Origin of the sequence: Bradyrhizobium sp. WSM2793 (assembly GCF_000379585.1) — a bacterium.
Lineage (GTDB): Bacteria > Pseudomonadota > Alphaproteobacteria > Rhizobiales > Xanthobacteraceae > Bradyrhizobium.
On sequence record NZ_KB902780.1, the window covers coordinates 286,192 to 311,935 of the forward strand.

The 25,744-nt window shown below is 65.7% G+C and carries 23 protein-coding genes; 12 read left to right on the plus strand and 11 right to left on the minus strand.

The window, feature by feature from the left end; translation table 11 throughout:
- Positions 1-31 precede the first annotated feature (31 nt).
- From A3AS_RS0116260 to A3AS_RS0116275, 4 genes are all read right to left on the minus strand, one after another.
- Entirely contained in the window at positions 32-1,141 is a 1,110-nt protein-coding gene (locus A3AS_RS0116260) for an ABC transporter ATP-binding protein (protein ID WP_018318635.1), read from the minus strand.
- Between the two features lie 132 nt (positions 1,142-1,273).
- The gene (locus tag A3AS_RS0116265; protein ID WP_018318636.1) at positions 1,274-2,839 is read right to left on the minus strand and encodes a DUF4403 family protein; all 1,566 of its coding nucleotides are present in this window, start codon (positions 2,837-2,839) and stop codon (positions 1,274-1,276) included.
- Between the two features lie 141 nt (positions 2,840-2,980).
- Positions 2,981-3,619, minus strand: coding sequence for a PQQ-binding-like beta-propeller repeat protein (locus A3AS_RS0116270; protein WP_018318637.1), 639 nt, complete (start codon positions 3,617-3,619; stop codon positions 2,981-2,983).
- A 28-nt stretch (positions 3,620-3,647) separates the two neighbouring features.
- Positions 3,648-4,868: a hypothetical protein gene (locus A3AS_RS0116275; RefSeq protein ID WP_018318638.1), complete on the minus strand. Its 1,221-nt coding sequence runs from the start codon at positions 4,866-4,868 to the stop codon at positions 3,648-3,650.
- 153 nt (positions 4,869-5,021) lie between these two features.
- Here A3AS_RS0116275 and A3AS_RS0116280 point away from each other — a divergent pair, with 153 nt between their 5' ends.
- Together A3AS_RS0116280 and A3AS_RS0116285 are read left to right on the plus strand one after the other, a co-directional pair.
- Positions 5,022-5,813 (plus strand): DUF899 domain-containing protein, encoded by a 792-nt coding sequence (locus tag A3AS_RS0116280; protein ID WP_371260675.1) that lies wholly within the window; start codon positions 5,022-5,024, stop codon positions 5,811-5,813.
- Entirely contained in the window at positions 5,806-6,072 is a 267-nt protein-coding gene (locus A3AS_RS0116285; protein ID WP_018318640.1) for a hypothetical protein, read from the plus strand. The genes A3AS_RS0116280 and A3AS_RS0116285 overlap by 8 nt, the downstream gene beginning before the upstream one ends.
- Here A3AS_RS0116285 and A3AS_RS0116290 read toward each other — a convergent pair.
- Complete coding sequence (locus A3AS_RS0116290; protein ID WP_049814899.1) at positions 6,069-6,485, minus strand: cytochrome c family protein; 417 nt, start codon at positions 6,483-6,485, stop codon at positions 6,069-6,071. The two genes, A3AS_RS0116285 and A3AS_RS0116290, sit on opposite strands and share 4 nt — an antisense overlap.
- Positions 6,486-6,599: 114 nt before the next feature.
- Entirely contained in the window at positions 6,600-7,316 is a 717-nt protein-coding gene (locus A3AS_RS0116295) for a L,D-transpeptidase (RefSeq protein WP_018318642.1), read from the minus strand.
- Between the two features lie 275 nt (positions 7,317-7,591).
- On the opposite strand from A3AS_RS0116295, the gene A3AS_RS0116300 reads away from it, so the two are divergent.
- The 3 genes from A3AS_RS0116300 (at position 7,592) to A3AS_RS0116310 (ending at position 10,152) form a co-directional block, all read left to right on the plus strand.
- Positions 7,592-8,644, plus strand: a complete 1,053-nt coding sequence (locus A3AS_RS0116300; RefSeq protein ID WP_018318643.1) for a glycosyltransferase family 1 protein — start codon at positions 7,592-7,594, stop codon at positions 8,642-8,644.
- 33 nt (positions 8,645-8,677) lie between these two features.
- The gene (locus tag A3AS_RS0116305) at positions 8,678-9,367 is read left to right on the plus strand and encodes a methyltransferase domain-containing protein (protein ID WP_018318644.1); all 690 of its coding nucleotides are present in this window, start codon (positions 8,678-8,680) and stop codon (positions 9,365-9,367) included.
- Between the two features lie 125 nt (positions 9,368-9,492).
- Positions 9,493-10,152: a hypothetical protein gene (locus A3AS_RS0116310; RefSeq protein ID WP_018318645.1), complete on the plus strand. Its 660-nt coding sequence runs from the start codon at positions 9,493-9,495 to the stop codon at positions 10,150-10,152.
- Positions 10,153-10,502: 350 nt separating this feature from the next.
- Here the strand turns inward: A3AS_RS0116310 and A3AS_RS0116315 are convergent, their stop codons facing one another.
- Positions 10,503-12,167 (minus strand): aminotransferase class III-fold pyridoxal phosphate-dependent enzyme, encoded by a 1,665-nt coding sequence (locus A3AS_RS0116315; protein ID WP_018318646.1) that lies wholly within the window; start codon positions 12,165-12,167, stop codon positions 10,503-10,505.
- A 35-nt stretch (positions 12,168-12,202) separates the two neighbouring features.
- On the opposite strand from A3AS_RS0116315, the gene asd reads away from it, so the two are divergent.
- Positions 12,203-13,066 carry an archaetidylserine decarboxylase gene (asd, locus tag A3AS_RS0116320; RefSeq protein ID WP_018318647.1) on the plus strand — a complete coding sequence of 288 codons (864 nt, stop codon included), beginning with the start codon at positions 12,203-12,205 and terminating at the stop codon, positions 13,064-13,066.
- A gap of 69 nt (positions 13,067-13,135) precedes the next feature.
- Positions 13,136-13,699, plus strand: a complete 564-nt coding sequence (locus A3AS_RS0116325; RefSeq protein WP_018318648.1) for an NUDIX hydrolase — start codon at positions 13,136-13,138, stop codon at positions 13,697-13,699.
- Positions 13,700-13,920: 221 nt separating this feature from the next.
- Here the strand turns inward: A3AS_RS0116325 and A3AS_RS0116330 are convergent, their stop codons facing one another.
- A complete protein-coding gene (locus tag A3AS_RS0116330) occupies positions 13,921-15,363 on the minus strand; it encodes a FecR domain-containing protein (protein ID WP_018318649.1) in 1,443 nt (480 codons plus the stop codon).
- Between the two features lie 332 nt (positions 15,364-15,695).
- A complete protein-coding gene (locus A3AS_RS0116335; protein ID WP_018318650.1) occupies positions 15,696-16,472 on the minus strand; it encodes a DUF2147 domain-containing protein in 777 nt (258 codons plus the stop codon).
- Positions 16,473-16,664: 192 nt separating this feature from the next.
- Here A3AS_RS0116335 and A3AS_RS0116340 point away from each other — a divergent pair, with 192 nt between their 5' ends.
- Positions 16,665-17,504: a DUF2147 domain-containing protein gene (locus A3AS_RS0116340; RefSeq protein ID WP_026202049.1), complete on the plus strand. Its 840-nt coding sequence runs from the start codon at positions 16,665-16,667 to the stop codon at positions 17,502-17,504.
- 471 nt (positions 17,505-17,975) lie between these two features.
- Positions 17,976-19,181: an extensin family protein gene (locus tag A3AS_RS0116350; RefSeq protein WP_018318653.1), complete on the plus strand. Its 1,206-nt coding sequence runs from the start codon at positions 17,976-17,978 to the stop codon at positions 19,179-19,181.
- Positions 19,182-19,224: 43 nt separating this feature from the next.
- On the opposite strand, the gene A3AS_RS0116355 is transcribed toward A3AS_RS0116350, so the two are convergent.
- A complete protein-coding gene (locus A3AS_RS0116355) occupies positions 19,225-19,560 on the minus strand; it encodes a DUF6665 family protein (protein ID WP_018318654.1) in 336 nt (111 codons plus the stop codon).
- 44 nt (positions 19,561-19,604) lie between these two features.
- Positions 19,605-20,240 carry a TetR/AcrR family transcriptional regulator gene (locus tag A3AS_RS0116360; protein WP_018318655.1) on the minus strand — a complete coding sequence of 212 codons (636 nt, stop codon included), beginning with the start codon at positions 20,238-20,240 and terminating at the stop codon, positions 19,605-19,607.
- Positions 20,241-20,436: 196 nt separating this feature from the next.
- On the opposite strand from A3AS_RS0116360, the gene A3AS_RS0116365 reads away from it, so the two are divergent.
- From A3AS_RS0116365 to A3AS_RS0116375, 3 genes are all read left to right on the plus strand, one after another.
- Positions 20,437-21,750: an HlyD family secretion protein gene (locus A3AS_RS0116365; RefSeq protein ID WP_018318656.1), complete on the plus strand. Its 1,314-nt coding sequence runs from the start codon at positions 20,437-20,439 to the stop codon at positions 21,748-21,750.
- A 29-nt stretch (positions 21,751-21,779) separates the two neighbouring features.
- Positions 21,780-23,366: a DHA2 family efflux MFS transporter permease subunit gene (locus A3AS_RS0116370; RefSeq protein WP_018318657.1), complete on the plus strand. Its 1,587-nt coding sequence runs from the start codon at positions 21,780-21,782 to the stop codon at positions 23,364-23,366.
- 519 nt (positions 23,367-23,885) lie between these two features.
- The gene (locus tag A3AS_RS0116375; RefSeq protein WP_018318658.1) at positions 23,886-25,685 is read left to right on the plus strand and encodes an ABC transporter ATP-binding protein; all 1,800 of its coding nucleotides are present in this window, start codon (positions 23,886-23,888) and stop codon (positions 25,683-25,685) included.
- Positions 25,686-25,744: the final 59 nt, after the last annotated feature.

The following is a 25,744-nucleotide window of genomic DNA, read 5'->3' on the forward strand; positions in this document are numbered from 1 at the left end:
CATGTGCGTTGCATTGAGTTCGATCGCTGGATCAGACGGGATCGAGGGCGAGGCAGTCCTCGGGGCGAAAGGTGACGACCACGTTTGCACCATGTGTCAGGCTGTCATGCGCGCCCGGCTGAAGCTTGACCATGAACTCGGCATTCCCCGAGACATCGAGCACGGCCAGCGCGTGGTCGCCGAGATAGATGGTGTTCTGCACCTTGGCCGGCAGCCGGTTCGGTCCGTCACTGGAGGTGCCCTCCGGGATAATGGTGATCCGCTCCGGCCGCACCGACAGCGAGGTCGATGCGCCCGCGCCTGATACATTGACCGCCCGTGCGCTGACAGTGCCGCCGCCAGCCAGCGCGACGCGGCAATAATCCTTGTCGACCGTCTCGACGGTGCCGGCCAGCACATTGTTCTCGCCGATGAAATGGGCGACGAAGCTATTCACCGGGTGCTCGTACAGCGCGTCGGGCTTGTCGATCTGCTGCACGATGCCGTCATTGAACACGGCGATGCGGTCCGACATGGTGAGCGCTTCACTCTGATCGTGGGTGACGTAAACGACGGTGATGCCCATCGTCTCGTGCAGTTGCTTGATCTCAAGCTGCATCTGCTCCCGCAGGCGCTTGTCCAGCGCCCCTAGCGGCTCGTCCATCAGCACCAGTTGCGGATTGAAGACCAACGCGCGGGCCAATGCCACGCGCTGCTGCTGGCCGCCGGACAGCTGTCCGGGCCGTCGGTGCGCCAGGGTTTCCATCTTGATCATGCGTAACGCCGACCCGACGCGCTCCTCCACGTCCGCCTTGTTCGTCTTGCGAACGGAGAGCGGGAAGGCGATATTCTCCGCGATCGTCAGGTGTGGAAACAAGGCATAGTTCTGGAACACCATGCCGATGTCGCGTTTGTGCGGCGGCATGTTCTTGATGGGCCGGCCTGAGAGGTAGATCTCGCCATGGGTCGGAACCTCGAAGCCGGCCAGCATCATCAGCGTGGTCGTCTTGCCCGAGCCCGACGGGCCAAGCAACGTGATGAACTCGCCCTTTCTGATGTCGAGGTCGAGGTTCTTCACCACGAGATGCTCGCCATCATAGGTCTTCTGAATGCCGGAGAAGCGCACCAGTGCCGGCGCAGGCGTGACCATGCCGGCTTCCATCTTGTCCCTCGCGTTACCCAATACAGTGCTGTCAGCACCTCATTCGAGGTTGCGAGGAACAGCTTAGCACCCTCCGATCAGAATGCCAGCGGCGCAACCAAGAGGCGCCCAGATACGGCGAGCGAAGGCGAGCTACATCCCCGACAGCTTCGTCACCGACACATTCAGCGTGCCGCCGGCTTCCGCGACCACGCGCAGCGTCTTGGAATCGAAGGCGATGTCGGCCAGCGTCAGGCTGTCGATCTTGGCGTCGACCTTGACACCATCCTCGCTTTTCTGGAAGTCGGCGATGACGCCAGCGATCTTCTCGCGCGCGTTCGCCGCAATCGGCTTCAGGTCAAGTGTCGCCCTCTGCAGCAACGCCTGTTGCATCTGCGGCACCACCGCGCGCGCCGCGGCACCCAAGAGGCCAAAAGCGGCTTCCGACTCCACCGCGAGCTGGATGTCGGTGAGCCGCAGCGTCTGCTGGGCCTGATCGAGCACCGGCCGGCCCCAGATGTGCACGGTCGCCTCGGCGCCGAGACCGAGCCAGCTCTTCTTTTCCTTGGCGCGGACCAAAAGCGAGATCAGCAGGCGCTCGCCCGACGGGACCACGTTGACGCTCTTGACGGTGACGTCGACCGGGCCGGAGCCGTCCTCGGGATAGGTGTGGCCGACCATCTGCGCGGCGATCAGCTTGTTGATCTCGGTGAAGGGCACGTCGATGGGCACGCCGATGTTCACGCCGGTGCCGGTCGGCGGCACGATCGAGATCTTGTCGGGGAACGGGCAGTCCGGCTTGGTCTGCGTCGACGTCACGCGCGTCTCCGCTTCCAGGCCCATCAGCAGCGTCACGGCCTGGGCATCGACCCTCGGCTGCGCGGCAATGGCGCGGATCGGCTTCATCTCCAGCCAGAGCGGCGGAAGCGCGGTCGAGCCCGAGCCCTGCAGCGGGATCGAGCGGCAGGCCTTGGCCCATTGCAGCTTCGCATTCTCGCGCAGCGAGGGATCGTTGCGGATGCGTTCGGAGACGATGTTGATCTGCTCGCCGACATTCTTGTCGATCAGCGGCTTGACCTGCGCCGGCACGTTGACCTTGGCGCCGGCGACGTTGAGATTGGTATCGCCGAGATTGACCTGGGCGCCGAGATTGGGCTCGAGATGCCAGTTGGCCGCAAGCTTCGGGCGCGAGGTGACGACCACGTTGCCCTTGATCTCGGCGCTGGCGTTCAAATTCTTGATGTTGACCGCGCCGATCCGTTTCGCTGCGTCACCACCAAGCACGCTGCCGAGCGCGTCGCCGAGCGCGCCTGTGGCCTTCGAGGACAGCGAGCCCGTCACGTTCAGCTTGCCGCTTAGCGGTGTCGAGATCGTCAGCACGTCCTTGTCGCCGGCAGTCGCCATCGGCCCGCGCACGGCAGTCCAGCCGATGTCGGCGTTCTCCAGGATCTGCGAGATCGGGTTGTCGGCCTTTCCTGCGAAATTGCGCGGGGCGGCCTTCTCGGCCTGGTCGCGGATCGCCGACAGCGCGATGGCGACCGGTGCTACCACGATCGAGCTCTTCGCGACCGGCGGCAACGGCGGCAGCTGCGCCACCGGCGGCGCGGAATTCGTCGCGCGCGGCGACAGCCAGTCCATGGCCTTCAAGCTGATGAAGAACGACGCCGCGAGCACTACGGCGGCGATCGTGATGGTCTTCAAGTTTAACGTCAGTCGCATCAATCCCCCAGGCCGCCCCGGGGCAGAAGTCTACAGGGCAGGCGAGAAGGGCGCTAGAGCGCACCGATGGGGTGGAATTGGGGCGAATGGGTTAACGGCAGCGACCGCATCGCTGCCGTGCATTCAGGTCATCGTCGGGGGCTAGCCGCGCCGGGGACGGCGGACCGCTCTCACATTGCCGTTAGGGCCACCGCCGCAGAAGAAGCGGTCGCCGCCGTCGGACTCCAACCCTGACACCATCGTCCCGGCAGGCAGGTCGAGCTGCTCGAGCACCTTGCCTGTGGCGGGATCGATCCGCCTGATATCGCTATCCTCGCCCTCCCAGGTGCCGTGCCAGAGCTCGCCGTCGACCCAGGTCACCCCGGTGACGAAGCGCTTGCTTTCGATGGTGCGAAGGACCTTGCCCGTGTCCGGATCGACCTGATGGATCTTGCGCTCGCGATATTGTCCGACCCACAGCGAGCCCTCGGCCCAGGCCAGGCCGGAATCGCCACCGCCGCCGGGCGCCGGAATGCTGGTGAGCACCTTGCCCGAGGCCGCATCGATTTTCTGGATGCGATCCTCGGCGATCTGGAACAGGTGCCTTCCGTCGAACGCCGTTCCCGCATGCGCGGCGACATCGAGGGAGCGCGCGACCTTGCCGCTATCAGGATCGACTGCATTCAGCTTGTCGCCGGATGCGAACCAGACATGGCTGCCATCATAGGTGACGCCGTGCACGGCCTCAACGCCCTCAAACGGCCCGTACTCCCTGACGATTTCGGCGGCTGAACGCTTCATGTCTCGCTCCCTGTGATGTGCTCCTACCTTACGTCTTCAGCAGCGGCGTGGGGAGTAACAAGCCTGTCGGGAAACCCGGGACGGGCGGCGTCATCCAGCGCCGCGCCCGCCCATGTCCGAACGACTGCACCTTGTTCGACCGCGCCAGCTCGTCGAGCGCGCGCTGCACCGTGCGCGCACTGGTTCCCAGCGCTAATGCGAGCGCAGAGCTCGACCACGGCTCGCCATCGGAGAGGAAGGCGAGGACAGCGGCGTGCTTCTCCTCGACGGGCCGCGCCAGCACCATGACCTGCCGCGTCTTGCGAGGCGTCAGTGCAAAACCCTGCTTCGTCGCAGTCACATCGGCCACAGGCTTGAGCTTGACGCGGAGGCGGCCGATCTCCACGCGCAAGCGCGCGCGATGCGATTCATCGACATGCCTGGCGCCGAACGCCCCGGTGATGAGCTTTTCTCGCGAGACGTCCGCGGGCCAGGCCTGCGCCAGGAGGCGGACGAGCGCGAACAGCACCGGGCGAGTCCCGAACAATAGGATCGCGCCTCGCCTGCGCACCGAATGATGGAACGTGTCCACGACCAGCGCGTCCGAGGTCGCGAGCTCCTCGACCTGCTCCAGCAGCAACGGACGTTCGTTGCCATCCGTGATCAGGCGTGCTGCGGGCGTATCGAGCACGCGGTTCGTGCTCTCGACCTCGGCTGTCAGCCCAGGGATGCCCGCCAGGCTCGCTGCGTGGGCCGCCCGGGCAAGCGCCGCGCGCGCGTCTTTGGTTCTGAGCCGCCGTATTGCGATGCCGGCGACCACGAGCTCGCGGACGACCTGCGGGGCAGGCGGAAGCGGAGAGGTGCCGAGCTCGGCGAGGACACGCTCGGCGTCGTCGAGCCGTCCGACGAGAAGAAGACGGCGTGCCTCGATGTGGCCCGCATGCGTGGCATTGGCGACATCGCCGTGCTTTTCGAGCGTCGTCCGTGCCGCCGCGAGCGTCTTCGCCGGCCAGCTCAGATCGCGCGAGACCAGCGCAATCTCTGCTTCGGCCACCACGCATCTGGCGCGCGCCACCGCCTCGCGCGGACCGAACGCGCGCGCCGCGCTTCGCAGCAGCGTCTTCGCCTTCGCGAGATCGCCGAGCTGCGCCATCGCGATGCCGCGCAGCGCCAGCGACGGCGCATCGTTGCGCAGCGCGACGCGGTTCAGAGCGCCGAGCGGATCGCCGGCCTCGAGCGCGCGCGCGGCGGCGGTGATCAGCGACTCCATGTCAATCCCGCCACACTTGTTACTCCCACCGCGCAACCGCGAGGTGCCAGAATTCGTTGACGGCCGACAAGGTGCGGTGAAGGGCGAGCGGTTCCGCGAGACGCGGAGTGATCACCCAGGCAAGACGTCAAGCAAGAGATTCGGAGAGTCATGATGACATTAGCCCAAAACGAACGGAACAACGGACAGGCAGGCATGCAAACACCGCCGGTGGTGTCGCCGCAGGACTGGGAGGCCGCCCGTCAGCAACTGCTCGTGAAGGAAAAGGCGCATACCCGTGCCCGCGACGCCCTGGCCGCCGAGCGCCGGCGCATGCCGTGGATGGAAGTGAGCAAAACCTATGCGTTCGAGGGGCCCGGCGGCAAGGTCAGCCTGCTCGACCTGTTCCAGGGCCGGCGGCAGCTGATCGTCTACCGTGCCTTCTTCGAGCCCGGCGTGTTCGGCTGGCCCGATCACGCCTGCCGCGGCTGCTCCATGGTGGCGGACCAGGTCGCCCACGTCGCGCACCTCAACGCCCGCGATACCACGCTGGTGTTCGCCTCGCGCGCGCCGCAGGCCGACATCATCAGGCTGAAGCAGCGGATGGGCTGGACCATGCCGTGGGTCACCGTTACCGACAGCTTTGACGCCGATTTCGGCGTCGACGAATGGCATGGCACGAACGTGTTCTACCGCGACGGCAACCGCATCCTCCGCACCTATTTCGTCAAGAGCCGCGGCGACGAGCAGATGGGCGGCACCTGGAATTATCTCGACATCACGCCGCTCGGCCGCCAGGAGGTCTGGGAGGATTCGCCGAAGGGCTATCCGCAGACGCCGACCTACAAATGGTGGAACTGGCACGACAGCTACACCGAAGGCGCGGCGCCCGACAAAAAATGGGTCGAGATCTCCGACGCCGGCGAGAAGGCCTTTCGCGACGAGGCCGCGGAAGGACGTGACTAGTCCGCTCAACGCAACGGCCGGCGCCGGTCGCGATGGCGTGGTGGCTGCGCGCCATCTCGCCAAGTGGCTGGCCTTGGCGGCGACGCCAGCCTTCGCGATCATGGCCGTGCTGACGGCCATGATCGGGGGTGGGCCAGACATGCTGTGCGGCGCCGGGCAGGGATCTGTGCTCGGCGGCATGGTGCCGATGTATCTCTTGATGAGCGCGTTTCACTCGGCGGCGTGGCTGAGGTTGATTGCGGAGCGGCGGATTCGTTAGGGCGTCCCGCCTGCCTGCAAATAAGCAACGATCTTCCCCGCTTCCTCCGCCGAGATGCCGCCATAGGGCTGCATCTTGTTGCCGGAAACGACCTCGTCCGGCTTGACCATGAAGCGCGCGAGCTTGTCCTGGTCCCAGACGAAGCCGGCATCCTTCATCGCAGAGGAATAATTATAGTCCGGGAGCGCGCCGGCCTTGCGTCCCAGAATCTTGTTGAGGTTGGGGCCGAGACGGTTGTCGCCTTCCTTCACGGAATGGCAGGTGCGGCAGGAATTGTTGAAGGCTTGGTGGGCTGCCTCGTTGCCCGCAGGCTGCTGCGCGAGCGAGGGGGTCGAGAGAAGCAGAGTCACTGCTCCGGCGGCCGCAATCGTGCGCAGCGATGAACTTCGTGACGTCTGCAGGCGTGATTGCATTTGCGCCTCCATCGGGGACCCGCGCCGCAGCAAGCGCGCGCCGGAATGTCGAGGGCAAACGAAAGCGGCCCCGGGGATGTTCCGGGGCCGTTTGCGTCACAATGTCCTGTCAGTTCAGCGCGTCGCGGTTCCGAGCTCCGCTCTCCGTTCCGTCATCGGCAGCACAATCACCTTGGTGCCGACGTTGACGCGGGAATAGAGGTCGGAAACGTCATCATTGGTCAGGCGAATGCAGCCGGAGGAGACGCGCTTGCCGATGGTGTCGGGGGCGTTGGTGCCGTGGATGCGATAGATCGTGCCGCCGAGATACATGGCGCGGGCGCCAAGCGGGTTGCCGGGGCCACCGGCCATGTGGCGCGGCAGATAGGGCTGGCGGGCGATCATTTCCGGCGGCGGAGTCCAGGCCGGCCACTCGGCCTTTCTGGTGACGGACTGCGTGCCCGACCAGGTGAAGCCATCGCGGCCGACGCCGATGCCGTAGCGCAGCGCCTGGCCGTTGCCGAGCACGTAATAGAGATAGGTGTTGGGCGTATCGATGATGATGGTGCCCGGGGCCTCACGCGTCGCGTAGGACACGGTCTGGCGACGGAAGCGTGCCGGCATCTCCACGGCATCCTGATCTTCGGACGGCTCGGTCTGATAGGTCGGCGCCTGGTAGGGCTGATAGGGCTGGATCGGCTGCGGCGCGGCGAACGGCGGCAGCGGCTGGAAGAAGGGGAAGAGCTGCACCGGCGCGGCCTTGGCTGCGCCTGCGAATGCGATCGCGGAGACCGCGACTGCGCCAAAAGCAACGGCGCGCGAAAACGTCTTGAACGTGTCCAGATTGAACATGTGATCGCCCCTGTTTGCTCGGTGGTCTCGGCCACCGCGGCACCGTTGCGGTGCTCCGTTGCGCAAGATCACTAACGGCAAAACGTTTCGGGACATTTGCGCGGAAAACCGAAAACGGTTTCACGGCGGCAAGGATTGTTTCATGACAGTTTCGTGGCCGCAGGCGCCCGTTAACGAACAAAACGGTGGGCCGACACTTCTGTGACGTCACACGCCTGAAATATCCTTCGTTGATGGTCGGAAACCGAGAATCATCAAACTCTCGGGATTTCCCCATGCGGGTATTAATCGCGACTGACGCCTGGCATCCCCAGGTTAACGGTGTGGTCCGCACCCTGACCTCGCTGGCGAATGCCGCCAAGGCCCTCGATGTCGAGATCGACTTCCTGACGCCGGACGGCTTTCCGTCCTGGCCACTGCCGACCTATCCGGGCCTGCGCATCGCGCTGCCGAGCGGAAAGGAGATCGCGCGGCGGATCGAGAAGGCTGCGCCGGACGCGCTCCACATCGCGACCGAAGGTCCGATCGGCTGGGCGGCGCGGGCCTATTGCCGTCGCAACCGGCTTGCCTTCACCACGTCCTACACGACGCGCTTTCCCGAATACGTCTCGGTGCGGACCGGCATTCCCGCCGCCGTCGGTTATGCCGTGCTGCGCCACTTTCATGATGCCGCCGCGATGACGATGGTGGCGACGCCCTCGCTGCGCCAGGAGCTCTCCGAACGCGGCTTCAAGCGGCTCGGCTTCTGGACCCGCGGCGTCAACACCGAGCTGTTTCATCCCGATCATCCGGCTCGGCTCGATCTGCCGGGGCCGATCTTCATGACCATGGGCCGGGTCGCGGTGGAGAAGAATCTCGAAGCGTTTCTTTCGCTCGATCTGCCCGGCACCAAGGTCGTCGTCGGCGACGGCCCGCAGAAGGCGGCGCTCGAGAAGAAATATCCAGACGTGGTGTTCCTCGGCGAGAAGAAGGGCGCGGATCTCACCGCGCATCTCGCCGCCGCCGACGTGTTCGTGTTTCCGAGCCTGACCGATACGTTTGGCGTGGTGCAGCTGGAGGCGCTGGCCTGCGGCACGCCGGTTGCGGCGTTTCCCGTGACGGGCCCCAAGGACGTCATCGCCGATTATCCGATCGGCGCGATCGACCACGATCTGCGTACCGCGTGCCTGCGCGCGCTCACCATGTCGCGCGAGACCTGCCGCAACTTCGCGCTGGAGCGTTCCTGGGAAAACAGCGCGCGCCAGTTCGTCGGCAATCTCACCTCACTTCAGCCCAGCCGCGTCCTGCGCGCCTCGCCTCGCATGGCGCGGCGGCCGGTGCGCGGTTGACCTTTCATTTGAACCACAGCGAGAACCTCATCGATGGCTAAGATCATGAACCTTGACGGAACCCAGCAGCTCGACCTCACGCGTGGCACGGTCGAGCAGGCCTATGACCGCTGGGCGCCCGTCTACGATCTCGTGTTCGGCGGTGTGTTCGCCAAGGGCCGGCAGGCTGCGATCGCGGCCACCAACAAGATCGGCGGCCGCGTGCTCGAGGTAGGCGTCGGCACCGGCATCTCGCTGCCGCTCTATGCTCCGAACCTGCGCATCTTCGGCACCGACATCTCGGAAGCGATGCTGGACAAGGCGCGCCAGCGCGTCACCGAGGGCAAGCTGAAGAACGTCGAGGGGCTCGCGGTGATGGATGCGGAGAAGCTCGAATTCCCCGACAATTCCTTCGACGTCGTGATGGCGCAGTATGTCGTCACCGCCGTGCCGAACCCGGAGAAGGCGCTCGACGAATTCGCCCGCGTGCTGCGTCCTGGCGGCGAGCTGATCATCCTCACCCGCGTCAGCGCCGACGCCGGCATGCGCCGCTTCATCGAGCAGAAGCTGCAGCCGGTGGTGCGTCCGCTCGGCTTCCGCACCGCCGAGTTCGCCTGGTCGCGCTATGCCAAATGGCTGGCCAGCGCCCACGGCATCGAGCTCGCCGAGCGCCGCCTGATTCCGCCGCTCGGCCATTTCTCGCTGGTGCGCTTCCGCAAGGTCGACGTCGCGAAAGCGGCGTGAGCTGAAGCTCACGCGTTAAGTGCGTCATCGCGCCGCTGCACATCGTCACATGACAAAATGATGATGTCACACGGCCTACATCGAATCCCTGTAATCCCGTACCCGAAAGCATTTTGGGGGAGAGCATGATCAAGAATTATCTCGAGCAGCTGCGGATCCAGCGCTGGGACGACCATCGCTACTATCACCACAGCCGCATCAACCAGAGCCTGCACTTCGTCAGCGCGCTGAGCTTTCTCTTCGCCTATGTCTGGCTGTTCATCGATCCCGTCGTCTCCGCGCTGGTCGGCTGGCTGGTCTCGATGACCTCGCGCCAGGCCGGTCACTTCTTCTTCGAGCCGCACGGCTACGACCACATCAACCAGGCCACCCACGAGCACAAGGAAGAGATCAAGGTCGGCTACAACCTTCAGCGCAAGGTGGTGCTGATGGCGATCTGGGCAGCTTCGCCGCTGGTGCTGTTCGCCGATCCGACGCTGTTCGGTCTGTTCACACCCTGGGCGAGCGCGACCGACTTCATGCGGCAGGTTGCCAAGATCTGGCTCGTGGTCGGCGGCGGCGGTCTGTTGTTCCGCACCGTGCACCTGTTCTTCATCCGTGACGTTGAAACCGGCCTCGTCTGGATGACCAAAATCCTGACCGATCCCTTCCACGATCTGATGCTCTATCGCAGCGCGCCGCTCGCCCTGATGCGCGGCGAGCTGATGGACCCCGGCCTGCACCTCAACCCCGAGCACACGCTGGGCCTCATCGGCGAGCCCACGCTCGAAGAGCAGCACGCCTGAGCGCGCTGCGTACACGACACACTCCGATGTCTAATGGTTGCGTCATGCCCGGGCTTGTCCCGGGCATCCACGTCTTGGGGGCTTCTTCTTCGCCTCTCCCCGCTTGCGGTCGGACAATCGCATATGGTGCACACAGTGCAGCGGCAAAGGCAGCGGGCTCCCTCTCCCGCTTGCGGGGGAGGGCTGGGGTGGGGGTGTCTCCGCGTCGGGATTGTTGGGGATTACCGAGGATGACCCAGTGCGGTGAGAACCCTCACCCGCCGCGCGCGGGACGATGCTTTCGCATCGCCCGGGGCGCGTCGGCCTCTCCCGCAAGCGGGAGAGGCCGAGCAAGCTCGCGCAGTGTGGCCTCAGCGCCCGAAGCGCTTGGCCAGCATCTCCTTCAGGATCTGCCGCTTGATCTGCTTGTTGGTGAGCACGCCGTCGTGCCACCAGAAGCCGTCCGCCTTCATCTTCCCGGCGGCGCGGACGAAGCGTTCGGCAACCTCGGTGAAGTCGGCGTCGGTGTAGTTCAGGCCGAAGATCAGCCGGCCGGTGCCGACCCAGCTCAAGGACAGGCCTTCGGCGCGCAGGTAATATTGCAGCATCCAGTTGTAGCGGGACGGCGTGGTGTATTTCACCGTCCAGATCGACGAGAAGTTGGCGAACCGCACCGGCAGGCCGGCGTCGGTCATCATCTGGTTGAGCTTCTGCGCGCGGCTATTCCAGGTCGCGTCCAGCCCGTCATAGATGGCGCGGAAGTTCGGGCTGGCGAGCCGGCTCAGGAACTCGTCCATGGCGGTCATGACGTAGGGATGCGAGTTGAAGGTGCCGCGGGCAAAGCAGATGTCGGCGGGCCGGTCGTCGCGGAAGCGGCGCATCAGCTCGCGCTTGCCGCAGACCACGCCGACCGGCAGGCCGCCGGCGAGGCTCTTGCCGTAGGTCACCATGTCGGCGCGCACGCCGAAATATTCCTGGGCGCCGCCAGCGGCGAGGCGGAAGCCGACGAAGACCTCGTCGAAGATCAGCACGATGCCGCGCTCGGTGCAGACTTCACGCAGCCTCGTGAGCCACTCGGTGTAGGCCGCGCGATCGAAATTGCCGCCGCGAGAGGAATCCACCAGCGAGGAATCGCCGGGCGCGTTGGCGTTGGGATGCAGGCCCTGCAGCGGATTGACCAGCACGCACGCGATGTCCTTGCGGGTGCGCAGGACGTGCAGCGTCTTCTCGGACATTTCGGCGAGGGTGTAGGTTTCGTGCGCGGGAATCGGGTTGCCGACGCCGGGCTGAACGTCGCCCCACCAGCCGTGATAGGCGCCGGCGAAGCGCACCAGATGCGTGCGCTTGGTGTGGTAGCGCGCAAGCCGCACCGCCTGCATCACGGCTTCGGTGCCGGACATGTGGAACGAGACTTCGTCGAGGCCGGAGATCTGGCACAAACGCTGCACGTTCTCGAGGATGACGGGATGATAGGGGCCGAGCACGGGACCGAGCGCATGCGCGCGCTTCTCGGCGCCTTCGATGCATTCCTTGTAGAAGTCGTTGCCGAAGATGTTGACGCCGTAGGATCCCGTGAGGTCGTAGGACGTGTTGCCGTCGACATCCGTGACGGTGACGCCGCTGGACGATTCCATGAAGGTCGAGGTGCCCAGGTGCTCGCGGACGAGGCGCGAGAACTGGAATGGCACGCGGTAGGTCTCGGTGAAGTGCAGGTCGGAGATCTTTTCCGCCGCTTCCTTCGTCATCGCGCGTCCCTTGGGATAGCGCTCGGCGTAGAGTTTGGCGAGGCGGAAGAAGGCGTCCTTGCGCTGCGTCACGACGTGATCAGGCGCGCCATCGCAGCCGAAATACTGATCCCCGCTGAACTCGTAGAACGGGAGCAGCTTTGCCACCCGGCGCGACATCTTGGAGTGCCCTGCGAGCGAGCGGTGCTTGGCGCGGGACAGTTCGACCCGCGCCTTGATCTTCGGGAAGACGGCGGCAGCAGACGCTGCGGCGGCCACGGACATCGAGAGAATCGGGAGTGTCGTTTCCATGACAACAAGCGCTAATACTGTGAGCTGACAGATTCATGACAGTCAAAGCCCTCATCGCCTCTTTCACCCAGCAGGAAGACCTCAACTTCCTGTTGACCAACCGCATTCCGCGCGCGGCCCTGACCCGCTTCATGGGCTGGTTCTCCAAGATCGAGAATCCGCTCGTGCGAGACTTCTCGATTGCGCTGTGGAAGCTGTTCTCCGACCTCGATCTGTCCGAGGCACGCAAGACGCATTTTAGGAGTCTGCACGACTGCTTCACCCGGGAGCTCAAGCCGGGCCTGCGGCCGTTCAATCAGGACCCGGCGGTCGTTGCCAGCCCGTCCGACGGCATCGTCGGTGCCCACGGGAAGATCGCCGACACCGAGCTGTTTCAGGTCAAGGGCGCGCCCTATTCGTTGCTCGACCTGCTCGGCGATTCCGCGCTGGTCGACCAGCACCGCAACGGCTCCTTCGTCACGCTGCGGCTGACCTCGAGCATGTATCACCGCTTTCACGCGCCCTATGACGCGCATATCGAGCGGGTCACGCTGATCCATGGCGATGTCTGGAACGTCAATCCGATCGCCTTGAAGCGGGTCGAGCGTCTCTTCTGCAAGAACGAGCGCGCGGTGATCCGGACGCATCTTTCGACCGGCGAGGCGGTGACGCTGGTGCCGGTCGCCGCGATCCTGGTCGCGAGCATCCGCCTGCACTTCCTCGACATGGTGCTGAACGCGCAGACCCGCGGGCCGGTCAATTTCCCCTGCGACGTCAACGTGGCCAAGGGCGAGGAGCTCGGCTGGTTCGAGCACGGCTCGACCATCATCATCCTCGCGCCCGGCGATTTTACCTTTTGCGAGGGCATCGCCGAGGGCACACGCATTCGCGCAGGAGAGGCGTTGTTGAGGAGAGGATAGCCTTCAATCCGCCGCGTCCGCCGCCTATATCGTCCTTCGGGGATGCATAGATCGACACGGATGTGAGTGATGGCGCGAGCGCCGGTGATGGCGGCGGGTGGTATTGTGCTGCGGCGGGGAGCGGTGCCGCTGGTTGCAGTCGTGCGTCAGCGCAAGCGCAATGAATGGGTCCTGCCCAAGGGCAAGCTCGACGACGGTGAGACTCCGAAAGAGGCCGCGCACCGCGAGGTGCTTGAAGAGACCGGCCACGACGTCGCGATCCACGAATTCCTGGGCACGCTCGTCTACCAGTCCGGCGGCCGCTCAAAAGTCGTGCATTTCTGGCGGATGGAGGCCGACGGCGGTCCGGTCCGCAAGCTGATGAACGACATCAAGGCGGTCGACTGGCTGCCGCTGGACGACGCGCTTGCGCGCCTGTCGCGGGAATATGAGCGCGCCTTCCTGACCCAGATCGGCCCGATCGCGCTTGCGGCCGCGGGGTTGGCGTCCGCGCCGGTGGCCGAGCCGGTACCGTCGAGCGACGACATCGATGCCGCCTTGCAGACATTGACACCCGCCGAAGCCGCATCTGTCGAGGAGCTGCGGCATGGTCTGCTGCAGAAGGTGAAGGCCTGGCTGCGCGGCGAGGCGTGAGGTGTCTTCACCTCGCCCCGCTTGCGGGGAGAGGCCGGATTGCATCGCAGATGCAATCCGGGTGAGGGGGGACTCTCCGCGAGTCTCACTGCCACTATTCCTGCGGAAGCAGCCCCTCACCCTGACCCTCTCCCCGCATCCGCCTTCGCCCGAAGGCGGGCTACGGCGGACAAGAGCGCGGGGCGAGGGTGCGCACCGAGCGCGCTCATGCACGCCGAACTTTACCGCCGCTCCTTCTCCTTCGGCACCGGTCTGCGCGGTGCGGCGGGGCGTTGCGCGGCAGGGAGGCGCTGCTGGAAGCCGCCGGGGCGCTGCATGCCCGGCTGTTGAGCTGCGGGCGGCTGGCCCGGCTGCATCCCGGTGCGCGGCAGTTGCGGCTGCGGATGAGTCCCGCCCGGCTGTGACGGCATGACTCCTCCGGGCTGAATTTGCCCACCACGCTGCGGCTGTGTTTGCGGCGTGCCGTTTGGCTTTGCGCCCTGTCCTTCGCGCGGTGCACGTGGACGTCCGGCGCCTTGCTGCTCGCCGCGCTGCGGCTGGCCTTGCTGCTGGCCTCGCGGTTGCTGCCCCTGGCCCGCACGCTGGCCACCCGGCTGCACCGCGCCACCTTGTCCCTGCCGTTGCGGTGGCTGGGCGCCTTGCCGGCTTGGTGTGCCCGGCTGCTGCTCACCCGGACGGTTGTTCTGACCGGGGTGGCCGTTCGGCCGCTGCGGCTGCTGTCCCGGCGCGGTCATCGGCCGCAATTGTTGTTGCTGCGGCGGCTGGGCCGGCCGCGGAATGCGGCTGAGCGCGGTCGGATTGGCGCGGCGGAAGTCGCGTTGCTCGGTAACGATCTGGCGGCCCGTGGTTTGCGCCAGGTGCACCTGGCCGACGAAGCCGCGGTCGCGCGCGATCTGCTGCGCGGGAATCGTGATCGGCACCGCGGCAAAGCGCATCGCGCCGGCAATGCCCGCGCCGGGCCGGATCGCAAAGCCGCTCGCGCCTTGCGTCAGTGCGCCGAGCCGCGTGCCGCTGCTGCGGTCGTCGACGTCGATGTGGCCGACGCGGCCGTCGGCGTCGGGATAGAGCTTGATGTTGACGTTGCGCGCGTTGCTCGCTGCCGCGCCCTCGGGCACGTCGACGACGCCGGTGGTGCCGCGGATGCCGAGCGTCGCGGTCGGCGTCGTGATCTTCATGTTGCCGGTCTTCGCCACCGCAGCCGCGACGAAGGCGACCGTGCCCCTGCCGATGTCGAAGATCGCGGAGTTCTGCTTGCCGCCGTCCTCATAGACGTAATTGTCGATGGTGATCTTCGAGCTGGCTGAAAGATTGAACGTGGTGGCGTCGTCGAAAGTGATGCCAACCGTGGAGTTCGACGAGGTCTGCACGACGTCGTTGAGATAGATGTCGTCGCGCACGCGCAGCGGATAGGAATTCTTGTCACGGATCACGGTCGCGATGCCTGTCACCGTCGCGACGTTGCCGATCGGCTCAACGGCGCCGGGTTGTGCGTCCGCGGCCGGTGTCGGTGAAGCCGACGGCGCCGGGGAGGGCGCTGGCGCCGGCTGCGCTTGTGGCTGGGCCTGGGCGACTTCGATCGCATCGGATGCGATCGCAACGCTCGCGCCGGCCAGCGGCAGGGCCAGCAGGGCGAGCGCGAACACGAAGCGGCGCCAAGCCAGCATTGATGTCACGAGGAAGTCCCGGTGAGAACGCGAGGCGAGATCGGTTGATATCAGCCGGGAGGACCTGAATGGCGGATGAACGTGTGTGGCAGGAGGAGGGCCGAACATTCAAACGGCGCTCTCTCTCCTTATGGTGGAGGAGCGCGCCCCTTTGCGCGCGTGGCGGACGACGCTGCGCGTCGCCGCGAGAACCATGCAGGCCCGCTGTCGATCCGGGCCTCGCCCTTCGAGACGCCTGCTATGCAGGCTCCTCAGGGTGAGGGGATAGAGTGAGGCTGTCGCGCGAGATCCCGGGTCGATGCTTCGCATCGCCCGGGATGACGAGGATAATGTCAGCTCACGCGCTTCCAGGTCTGGCCGCCGCAGAACATGCCGCCGAAGGCACAGCCCTGCACGCGCATCGCATTCGGGCCCTTCATCGCGATGGTCGAGTCGTAATTGCGGCCGGAGTCGGGATCGTGGATGCGGCCGCTCCACTTCGAGCCCTCTGGCTTCATGTTGATCAGGATGCGCGCATTGGTCTTCACGGCATAGCCGCAGAGATTGGCGCCGCACTGCTCGACGCGGACATTGCCCTTGTTCTCTTCGGTTGCCCAAACGCCGATCGGCGTGTTGGCGGCTTGCACGGGCGCGGCGGCCGCCGGAGCCGGAGCAGGCACATAAGCAGGAGCCGGCGCAGCGGCGACCGGAGCAGGAGCCGCAACGGGCGCGGGCTGCGTCGTCGCATCGATGGACGGCGCGGCGGCGACGGTCGTCGCAGGGGCCGCGGGAGCAACAACGGGGGCGGCCGGCGCGATCGCTTGCACGGGCGCCTGTTGCACGGGCTGCGGCGCCGGGGCGGGCTGCGCGGTGGTGGCGGGAGCCGGCGTGGTGTCGACGTCATCGTCCTTGGAGCCGCCGAGGCCCTTCAGGTTGATGTTGTTCAGCTTGATCGGCTTGTCCGACAGGCCCGGCGCAACGATGGTCACGCAGTTGAGCGAGGCGCAGTTGCGCGGCGTCTCGATGCGGATGTGCTGGCCCTCGATCTGGAACGAGATCGTGTTGCCGCCGGCATGGGCGGCGGTCGACGCCAGAAAGAGCGCGGCGGCGGCGACGGTGAGCTTGTTCATGACAACCTCCGAAAATGGCGTGATCCCGATGGACTGAAGTCGCTGGTGGATGAAGCGTGGTTCGACCCTACGCCGGACCGGCCGGGCGTTCTGTGATGGGGGTCACAACGATGCGCGCCGTCTGGGTGAGGCAGCGCACATTCAGCGGCAAGGCCTCTGCGTAAGCTCGTGGCGACACTCAAGGAGGTGTGGATGAAACGGCTTGCGACTTCGCTTGGCACCTTGATCGCACTGATGGCGATCACGCCCGCGGCCGTGGCCGGCTCCTATTCTTTCTCGATCGGCGGTCACCGCTTCCGCGTTGAGTCGCCGCGCAATTGCCGGTCTGCTTCTTGTGTTTCGGTGTCCAGCCGCAGCCTTCGACCGACAGAGGACGTCAACACGACGTCAGCCGCGCCGCCTGCGGTCGCGGCGCTGCAGCCGGCCTATCCCCCGGCGCCGGTCAAACCGGCGCAAGCGAGCGTCGTCGCGGCATCGCCAGCGCCGACCGGCCCTGTTGTCGCCGCCATGACGTCGCAGCCCGTTGTCGTGCCGCCGACCGGGCTCGAGACGCCGACACTCGCGGCGTCGAACCTCAATCCACCGCGGGTCGACCTGCCGCCGCGCATGGAGCCGCCGCCCTTCCCGAGTCCCGAGATCAAGCAGACCGCAACGATCGCACAGCCCAGCGACGACGAGCCGGCCTATATGCCGCTCGGCGAATGGGAGAGCCCCGGCGCCAAGGGCACGGTCCGCATCGAGCGCTGTGGTCCTGCATTGTGCGGTTACGCGCTGACGGAGGCGTCGAGCCGCGGCGAGAGCGTGCTCGTCAACATGAAGCCGAAGTCGCACGACGTCTGGACCGGCAACATCTACAGCCGCTCCAGCGGCAACACCTATTACGCGACCATGACGCTGAAGAGCTCCGGCAGGCTCCATGTCGAAGCCTGTGCGCTCGGCCGTTTCTGGTGCTCCGGCAATGACTGGACGCGGATCGAGGCGCCGCGAGAGCAACTGATCACGACATCGCGGCAATGGAGTGCGCGGTCGTAGCGTTTCTCTTACCCTCCCCTGGAGGGGGAGGGTCGATCGCGCAAAGCGCGAGCGGGGTGGGGTGATCTCTCCACTCGGGCACTGTTCGATGAGGAGAGACTGTCACCCCACCCCGTCTCACATTCCGCTGCGCTTCATGTGAGCCGACCCTCCCCCTCCAGGGGAGGGTAAGCGGCCGCGATGTGGTTGATCGATGCTAGATCATGCCGAGCACGATGGCGCCAACGAACGCCATGGCGAGGTACGCGGTGACTATGCTCAGTCTCCCGGCGAACGTCATGAGGTCGCTCCCTCCGTGCGCGCCGCTTTGCGCGCGGGCATTATGGTTAACAGAGAGTCTCCTCGCGAAAAAGTCAGGCTTGCTGTCGCTCGGTCCTGCCGGCTCCGGGCGCGCGGCAAGCCCGTATGGTTAAAGAACTCTGAAATCAACGTGTTGAAGAGTCTTTAAGTAAATTCACCGAACGTGCGTGCATGACGCGCGGAGTTCGTTTGTATCTCGTCGGCTCCATCGTCCTTGTTTCGCTAGCGGGTTGCGGACGCGGCTTCTTCCAGGCCGAACGCGAACCGTGGCGGGCCGAGGCCGAAGCCGCATGCCTGAAATCGGGCGCGGTGAAAGAGGGGCCGGATCTCGTCCGCATCGACCCGATCTCCGGGCCCGGCATGTGCGGCGCCGAGTTTCCGCTCAAGGTCGCCGCCATCGGCGAAGCCTCGAGCAGTTACGGCTTTGCCGACGAGGAGCTGCGCCCGCCGGGCAGCATCGGCGGCCAGCCGCGCTGGCCGGTGACGCAGCCGCGGTCGAATTACCCCCAGAGCCAGAATTATCCGGCATCGTCCTATCCGCAACGATCGAACTATCCCGAAAGCGCGGTGCGCCAACCCTCCGGCTATGGCAGCTCGAGCGGGCCGGTGTCGCTAAACGCGCCCGGCGTCGCCGCGCAGGAGGACGAGATCGACCTGCCGCCCGATGGCACCGACGCCGCGGGAGCGGCACGCTACATGAATGCGCCGAGCTATCCGGCGCGGCCTGCACCTTACTCCCAGGCGCCTGCGCAGCAGCCGCCGCCGCGCCTTGGCCCGGCGCAGGGCAATCCCGTCACGGCCGTCGGTCCGGTCGCGATCAAGCCGACCGCGACGCTCGCCTGTCCGATCGTGTCCGAGCTCGACCGCTGGCTCGCCGACACCGTGCAGCCCTCCGCGATGCGCTGGTTCGGCGTCCGCGTCGCCGAGATCAAGCAGATCTCCGCCTATTCCTGCCGCGGCATGAACGGCAATCCGCATTCTCACATCTCCGAACACGCCTTCGGCAACGCGCTCGACATTTCCGCCTTCGTGCTCGCCGACGGCCGCCGCGTTACCGTGAAGGATGGCTGGCGCGGCATGCCGGAGGAGCAGGGATTTTTGCGCGACGTGCAGTCGGGTGCCTGCGCGCATTTCACCACGGTGCTCGCGCCGGGGTCGAACGTCTATCACTACGATCACATCCACGTCGATCTGATGCGCCGTGCCAGCCGCCGCCTGATCTGTCAGCCCGCCGCCGTCTCCGGTGAAGAGGTCGCCTCGCGTGCGCAGTCGCGCAGGCCGTACGCGAATGCGCGCGAGCCTTCCGTGACCGGCTCGCTTGGTGCGCGCAAGAGCACGGGGCACAAGCGCGAGGAAGACGACTACGCCGACGATTAGACGGAGCAGTTGCTCTTGTAGCTGCGCTCACGGAGGCTACGATCTACTTCGGCTTCGCCGGTGCGGGGACCAGCCCCATGCAGAGCTGCACCTCGCCCGGCACGTTGTAGGTTCGCATGATATGGCGGCTGTCGCGCAGACCGGACGCCTCACGCTGCACCACGAACATCCAGAGCGCCTGGCCGGCTTCCGCCACCAGCTTGCGCCTGGCCGGCTGCAGCGAGGCCGGCGCTTCCGAGGACGGGTGCGCGGCGTCGAACTCGCGCAAGCGCGTCAGCGCCTGTTCGAGTGAGCGGCCCATTCGTCCAAGCGCGGAGGCCTGTTCCTGGACGATCTCGTAATGCAGGATATCGACGGGCGGGCGAAGATCACGGGACATGGCCGCAAATATAGGGCCGCCTGACTGGTCCGCGCAACGCGCCGCTACTTCGCCTTATACGCGGCCAGGAACATCCGCGTCGCGCTGTCGACCACCTCGGTCATGCGCTCTTCCGACGGCGCGGGCGCGGCCTGGAACACGAAGGGCAGGAACAGCGAGGCCTTGCACAGCTCCATGAACTGCGACGCTGCGAGGTCGCAATCGTCGATCCTGAGATCGCCGGAGGCGACATGGATCTTGAGATAATCGGAGAGGCGGTTGATGGTCTTGTCCAGCACTCGCGCATAATAGCGGCGGCCGACATCGGGCATGCGCTCGGCGATCGCCATCACGGTGCGGATCGCCGATCCGCCGCCGGGCCGGCAGAGCAAGTGGATGTAGGCCCGGCCGAACTCCTTCAGTGTGGTCTCGGCATCGCGCGTGGGATCGAAATTGAACACGACCTGGCCGAACTGGAGCGCCTCCTGCTCGAGGATGGCTTCGAACAGCGCGCTTTTGTCGGCGAAGTAGACGTAGAGCGTGCCCTTGGAGACCTGCGCGGCGCGCGCGATCTCGCCCATGCTGGCGCCGTCGAAGCCGAGATCCATGAACACTTTGCGGGCGCCATCCAGGATCTGGCGACGTTTGGAGCCGTCCTCCTCCTGGATGACGTGCAGATGATCGCGGCCGGCTACAACCATTGGTTCAGGGTCTCGGCAGGTTTTTGAGTCGGGTCGGCGGCCATGAAACCCGAATAAAGGATTCTCGTCAGTAGGGTGCGGCCGGGATTATTATGTATATTGACCGAACCGTTCGGTCAATGATATTTGGATTAGCGAGAGGGAACAGGCCGCACGCCGGGTGCCCCTTTGATCGCGCTTTTTTGGGGAGGCCTTTATGGCCGTATCGAGAGACCAGGCCGCGCGCGTCCTTCGCCAGGATCCGGTAGAGGAGCACGCGGACGGTGATGCCGCGATCGAGAACGCTGCCCCCCTTGCCGAGCAATTGCGCGCTCAATTGGCCGAGGAAGCCAAGCGCCGCACTGCCGAGGCGCCGGAGAAGCCCGCGACCGACAAGCCGGCCGCATCTGCGCCGGAGGCACCCGCTGCCGGCGCTCCCAAATCCGGCAAGCGCAAGTTCGTCCTGATGGGCGTCGGCCTCCTGCTGGCGCTCGCGGCCGCGAGCTATGCCGGCTACTACACGCTGGTTGGCCGCTTCTACATTTCCACCGATGACGCCTATGTCCGCGCCAACAACACCATGCTGGGCGCGCGCGTCTCCGGCCACATCGCCTCGATCCTTGCCGGCGACAACACGACCGTGAAAGCGGGCGACATTGTCTTCCGCATCGACGAGGGTGACTACAAGATCGCGGTCGATGCCGCCGCGACCAGGATCGCGACCCAGCAGGCCACCATCGATCGCATCGGCCGCCAGGTCGCCGCGCTCGACAGCCAGGTGGCGCAGGCCAAGGCACAGCTCGTCTCGGCCGAGGCCGGCCTCAAGCGCGCCGATCTCGACTATGAGCGCCAGCAGGCCCTGAGCAACAAGGGGTTTGCCTCGCGCGCCACCTTCGAGAGCTCGGAAGCCGGACGCGACCAGGGCGCCGCTGCGGTCAAGGCCGCGCAGGCCGCCTACGACGTTGCAATCAGTAATGTCGATGTCGCCAAGGCGCAGCAGGCCGAAGCGCAGGCCCAGCTCGCCGAGCTCAAGACCACGCTCGCCAAGGCCGAGCGCGACCTCGCCTTTACCGCGGTGCGCGCGCCGGTCGACGGCACGTTCTCCAATCGCCTCGTCAACACCGGCGACTTCGTCGCGGTCGGTCAGCGCCTCGGCAACATCGTGCCGCTGGACGCCGTCTATATCGACGCCAATTTCAAGGAAACGCAGCTCAAGCGCATCCGTCCCGGCCAGTCGGTGACGATCAAGGTCGATGCCTACGGCATGCGCAAGTTCTCCGGTGTCGTCGACAGCATTGCGGCGGGTGCGGGCTCGGTGTTCACGCTGCTGCCGCCCGACAACGCCACCGGCAATTTCACCAAGATCGTGCAGCGCGTGCCGGTCCGTATCCGCGTGCCGAAGTCGGTGGCGAAGCAGAACCTGCTTCGCGCCGGCATGTCGGTCTATGCGACCGTCGACACCAACAAGGGCGCGGCCGACGCCGACAGCGAGGTCGACCTCGACGATCCCACCGCGATCCACCCGCAGTAGCCACAGCCTGAGCGCTGCGAGGTCAGACCATGGCCAACGCCACCACCGCTTCGCCTGCCATGATGGCCGATCCCGCTTCGGAGCGCATCGCGCCGAAGCGGCTGTTCGCGTTCATCATCATGGTGTTCGGGATGTTCATGTCGATCCTGGACATCCAGATCGTCTCGGCCTCCCTGAGCGAAATCCAGGCCGGCCTGTCAGCGAGCTCCAGCGAGGTCTCCTGGGTTCAGACCGCCTATCTGATCGCCGAGGTCATTGCGATCCCGCTGTCCGGATTCCTGTCGCGCGCCTTCGGCACGCGGTTGTTGTTCGCGATCTCGGCGGCCGGATTCACCGCCTCGAGCCTGCTCTGCGGCTTCGCCACCACCATCGAGGAGATGATCCTCTGGCGCGCGCTGCAGGGTTTCCTCGGCGCCGGAATGATCCCGACGGTGTTCGCCTCGGCCTACACCGTGTTCCCGCGCACGAAATTTCACATCGTCGGTCCCATCATCGGGCTGGTCGCGACGCTGGCCCCAACCATCGGGCCGACGGTCGGCGGTTACATCACCGACCTGATGTCGTGGAACTGGCTGTTCTTCATCAACGTCGTACCCGGCATCGGCATCACCCTGGGCGTGCTGGCGCTGGTCGATTTCGACGAGCCGCATTTCGAGCTGCTCGACCGCTTCGACTGGTGGGGTCTCTTGTTCATGGCCGGCTTCCTCGGCACGCTGGAATATGTGCTGGAGGAGGGGCCGCAATATGAATGGATGCAGGATACCTCGGTCGCAATCTGCGCCTGGATCTGCGCGATCTCGGCGATCGCCTTCTTCTGGCGCGTCTTCACGGCGGCCGAGCCGATCGTCAACCTGCGCACCTTCTCCAACCGCAATTTCGCGATCGGCTGCGTCCTGCAGTTCTGCATCGGCATCGGCCTCTACGGCCTGACCTACATCTATCCGCGCTATCTCGCCGAAGTGCGCGGCTACAGCGCGCTGATGATCGGCGAGACCATGTTCGTCTCCGGGATCACGATGTTCCTGGTCGCGCCGCTGGTCGGCCGCCTCATGGTGAAGCTCGACATGCGCTACATGATCGCATTCGGCCTCGTCGTGTTCGCGATCGGCTCCTACCAGATGACCTGGATCACGCGCGACTACGATTTCTACGAGCTGCTGGTGCCGCAGATCCTGCGCGGCATCGGCATGATGTTCGCGATGGTGCCCACCAACAACATCGCGCTCGGCACGCTGGCGCCTGATAGGGTGAAGAACGCCTCGGGCCTGTTCAACCTGATGCGCAATCTCGGCGGCGCGGTCGGACTAGCGGTCATCAACACCGTGCTCAACGACCGCACCGATTTGCACATCACCCGCCTGCAGGAGCGCGTGACCTGGGGCAATGCGTCGGCGACTGAAACTCTGACCATGTTCATGCAGAAGTTCCAGGGCCTCGGCGATTCCACGCTGATGGCGATGAAGCAGCTCTCCCAGCTCGTGCACCGCCAGGCCGTCGTAATGAGCTTCGGCGATGCCTTCTTCGTGCTGACGCTGTTCTATCTCGGCCTCAGCCTGCTGGTGACACTGCTGAGCAAGCCGGCCCCACTGACCGGCGGCGGCGGCGACGCGCATTGATCTTGCCACACACGCGGTGTCATCGTCCGGCTTGACCGGACGATCCAGTTTTCCAGAGGCCGGCGTTGGTGAACTCGCTCTCACCACATCCGCCGCGGCGTACTGGATGCCCCGCTTTCGCGGAGCATCACGGCGGAGGGCGGGGCGGCTGTGGAGCGCACCAAGGCCGCCCGCACCAAATTGCAACACTCATCCGTGATCTCGCGCGAGCCCCGTTGCAAGTCGCGAACGACACATCTATAAAGCGCACCTCATTCACTCGAACCGGGGAGAGATTTGCATGATTTCGTCGCATTCGCAGATCGTACGCCCGCGCTCGATGATGTTCTGGTTCGGTATGTACGCGGCCTGTTAGAGGCCTCCTCCGCCAGTTTCGATTGGGCCAAGTTTTCGACCAAGCGTCCCGATCGCTTTCTTTCCCAAGCCAAAGCCAACCTTAAGTGACGCCGTCTCGGCCCTTGCGGCCGGCCTGCGTCCATCGATGGAGCCGGCCCGCGCCAAAAGCGGCCGGATGATGTCATGACCGCTCTGTCAAAAAAGCCCGCGGCGATACGCCTGGTGCTGCCCTTCGTATTCCGGCACTGGCTGAAGCAGCCGGGACGGGGGCTCATCGTGGCCGGCGGCCTGCTGGGTGCGACCATTGCCGACCTGTTCATGCCGGTCTTCTCGGGCCGGCTGGTAGATGCGCTGACGCGTGGCCCGTCCGATCCCGATGCGCGGCATGCCGCCCTGGTTGCCTTCGGCGCCATCGTGGCGCTGGGCGCAGCCTCCGTGGCGCTGCGGCTGGCCGGCCTGCAGGCGATCGTGCCGTTCACGCTCAAGACCATGTCGGACGTCGCACAGGAGGCCTTCATCCGTGTGCAGCGTCTCTCCACCGACTGGCACGCAAACTCCTTCGCGGGCTCCACCGTGCGCAAGATCACGCGCGGCATGTGGGCGCTCGACCTGCTCAACGACACTATCCTGATGGCGTTGGCGCCCTCGCTGCTGGTGTTGATCGGCTCGATGGTCCTGATCGGGATGCACTGGGCCTCGCTCGGCGTGGTGATCGCGGTCGGCGCGTTCTTCTACGTCACCATCACCGTCGTGTTCTCGACGCGCTACATCGCTCCGGCCGCCCGAGTCTCCAATGCCTGGGACACCAAGGTCGGCGGCACGCTTGCGGATGCCCTGACCTGCAACGCGGTGGTGAAGTCGTTCGGCGCGGAAGCGCGCGAGGATACGCGGCTCGCCCGCGTCATCAACCGATGGCGCGTGCGGGTGCGGCGGACCTGGCTGCGCTACAACTACACGTCCATGGCGCAGCTGTCGCTGCTGCTCTGCCTCCGCACGTCCGTGATCGGCGGCGCGGTGCTGTTGTGGATGTCGGGACGCGCCTCGCCTGGCGACGTGACCTATGTGCTGACCAGCTACTACATCATCCACGCCTATTTGCGTGACGTCGGCATGCACATCAACAACCTCCAGCGCTCGGTCAACGACATGGACGAGCTGGTGGCGATCCATGCCGAGCCCATCGGCATCGCCGATGCAACCGATGCGCGGCCGATCGCGATCGAGGGCGGCGAGATCGTGTTCGACGACGTGACGTTCCACTATGGCGGCCATCGCGCGCCGCTCTATGACGGGCTGTCGGTGACGATCCGGGCCGGTGAACGTGTCGGCCTCGTCGGACGCTCCGGCTCCGGCAAGACGACCTTCGTCAAGCTGGTGCAGCGGCTCTACGACGTCACCGGCGGCCATGTGCTGATCGACGGGCAGGACATCGCCATGGCGACGCAGCAATCGCTGCGCAGCCAGATCGCGATCGTGCAGCAGGATCCGATCCTGTTTCACCGCTCGCTCGCCGAGAACATCGCCTATGGCCGGCCCGGCGCCAGCCTCGAGGCGATCGAGCAGGCGGCGCGGCTTGCGAACGCGCACGACTTCATCCTGCGCCTGCCCAAGGGCTACGGCACGCTGGTCGGCGAGCGTGGCGTGAAACTGTCGGGCGGCGAGCGGCAGCGCGTGGCGTTGGCGCGCGCGTTCCTGGCGGACGCGCCGGTGCTGATCCTGGACGAGGCGACCTCGAGCCTCGATTCGGAATCGGAGGCGCTGATCCAGGAGGCGATGGAGCGGCTGATGAAGGGCCGCACCTCGATCGTGATCGCGCACCGGCTGTCGACGGTGCGCAGCCTCGATCGCATCCTGGTGTTCGACCGCGGCGAGGTCGTCGAGCAGGGCACCCACGCCGTGCTCGCGAGCAAGCCTGCAGGCATCTATCGCGGCCTGTTCGAGCGCCAGGTGGTGGAGCTCGGGCGCGTCGCAGCGGCGGAGTGAGGGGGCGGCAGCGGGGCGAACGTCCCTCTGTCACGCCGCCAAGGAATTCGTCAAGGAAT

Bases quoted from the DNA above. Each gene is read 5' to 3' on its own strand.
- A3AS_RS0116265 (WP_018318636.1), bottom strand. From the start codon at position 2,839: ATGCGACTGACGTTAAACTTGAAGACCATCACGATCGCCGCCGTAGTG.
- A3AS_RS0116340 (WP_026202049.1), top strand. From the start codon at position 16,665: ATGAAACGGCTTGCGACTTCGCTTGGCACCTTGATCGCACTGATGGCG.
- A3AS_RS0116300 (WP_018318643.1), top strand. From the start codon at position 7,592: ATGCGGGTATTAATCGCGACTGACGCCTGGCATCCCCAGGTTAACGGT.
- A3AS_RS0116275 (WP_018318638.1), bottom strand. From the start codon at position 4,868: ATGGAGTCGCTGATCACCGCCGCCGCGCGCGCGCTCGAGGCCGGCGAT.
- A3AS_RS0116305 (WP_018318644.1), top strand. From the start codon at position 8,678: ATGGCTAAGATCATGAACCTTGACGGAACCCAGCAGCTCGACCTCACG.
- A3AS_RS0116260 (WP_018318635.1), bottom strand. From the start codon at position 1,141: ATGGAAGCCGGCATGGTCACGCCTGCGCCGGCACTGGTGCGCTTCTCC.
- A3AS_RS0116335 (WP_018318650.1), bottom strand. From the start codon at position 16,472: ATGAACAAGCTCACCGTCGCCGCCGCCGCGCTCTTTCTGGCGTCGACC.
- A3AS_RS0116310 (WP_018318645.1), top strand. From the start codon at position 9,493: ATGATCAAGAATTATCTCGAGCAGCTGCGGATCCAGCGCTGGGACGAC.
- A3AS_RS0116370 (WP_018318657.1), top strand. From the start codon at position 21,780: ATGGCCAACGCCACCACCGCTTCGCCTGCCATGATGGCCGATCCCGCT.
- A3AS_RS0116290 (WP_049814899.1), bottom strand. From the start codon at position 6,485: ATGCAATCACGCCTGCAGACGTCACGAAGTTCATCGCTGCGCACGATT.
- A3AS_RS0116350 (WP_018318653.1), top strand. From the start codon at position 17,976: ATGACGCGCGGAGTTCGTTTGTATCTCGTCGGCTCCATCGTCCTTGTT.
- A3AS_RS0116325 (WP_018318648.1), top strand. From the start codon at position 13,136: ATGGCGCGAGCGCCGGTGATGGCGGCGGGTGGTATTGTGCTGCGGCGG.
- A3AS_RS0116295 (WP_018318642.1), bottom strand. From the start codon at position 7,316: ATGTTCAATCTGGACACGTTCAAGACGTTTTCGCGCGCCGTTGCTTTT.
- asd (WP_018318647.1), top strand. From the start codon at position 12,203: ATGACAGTCAAAGCCCTCATCGCCTCTTTCACCCAGCAGGAAGACCTC.
- A3AS_RS0116280 (WP_371260675.1), top strand. From the start codon at position 5,022: ATGACATTAGCCCAAAACGAACGGAACAACGGACAGGCAGGCATGCAA.
- A3AS_RS0116270 (WP_018318637.1), bottom strand. From the start codon at position 3,619: ATGAAGCGTTCAGCCGCCGAAATCGTCAGGGAGTACGGGCCGTTTGAG.
- A3AS_RS0116365 (WP_018318656.1), top strand. From the start codon at position 20,437: ATGGCCGTATCGAGAGACCAGGCCGCGCGCGTCCTTCGCCAGGATCCG.
- A3AS_RS0116315 (WP_018318646.1), bottom strand. From the start codon at position 12,167: ATGGAAACGACACTCCCGATTCTCTCGATGTCCGTGGCCGCCGCAGCG.
- A3AS_RS0116375 (WP_018318658.1), top strand. From the start codon at position 23,886: ATGACCGCTCTGTCAAAAAAGCCCGCGGCGATACGCCTGGTGCTGCCC.
- A3AS_RS0116355 (WP_018318654.1), bottom strand. From the start codon at position 19,560: ATGTCCCGTGATCTTCGCCCGCCCGTCGATATCCTGCATTACGAGATC.
- A3AS_RS0116330 (WP_018318649.1), bottom strand. From the start codon at position 15,363: ATGCTGGCTTGGCGCCGCTTCGTGTTCGCGCTCGCCCTGCTGGCCCTG.
- A3AS_RS0116360 (WP_018318655.1), bottom strand. From the start codon at position 20,240: ATGGTTGTAGCCGGCCGCGATCATCTGCACGTCATCCAGGAGGAGGAC.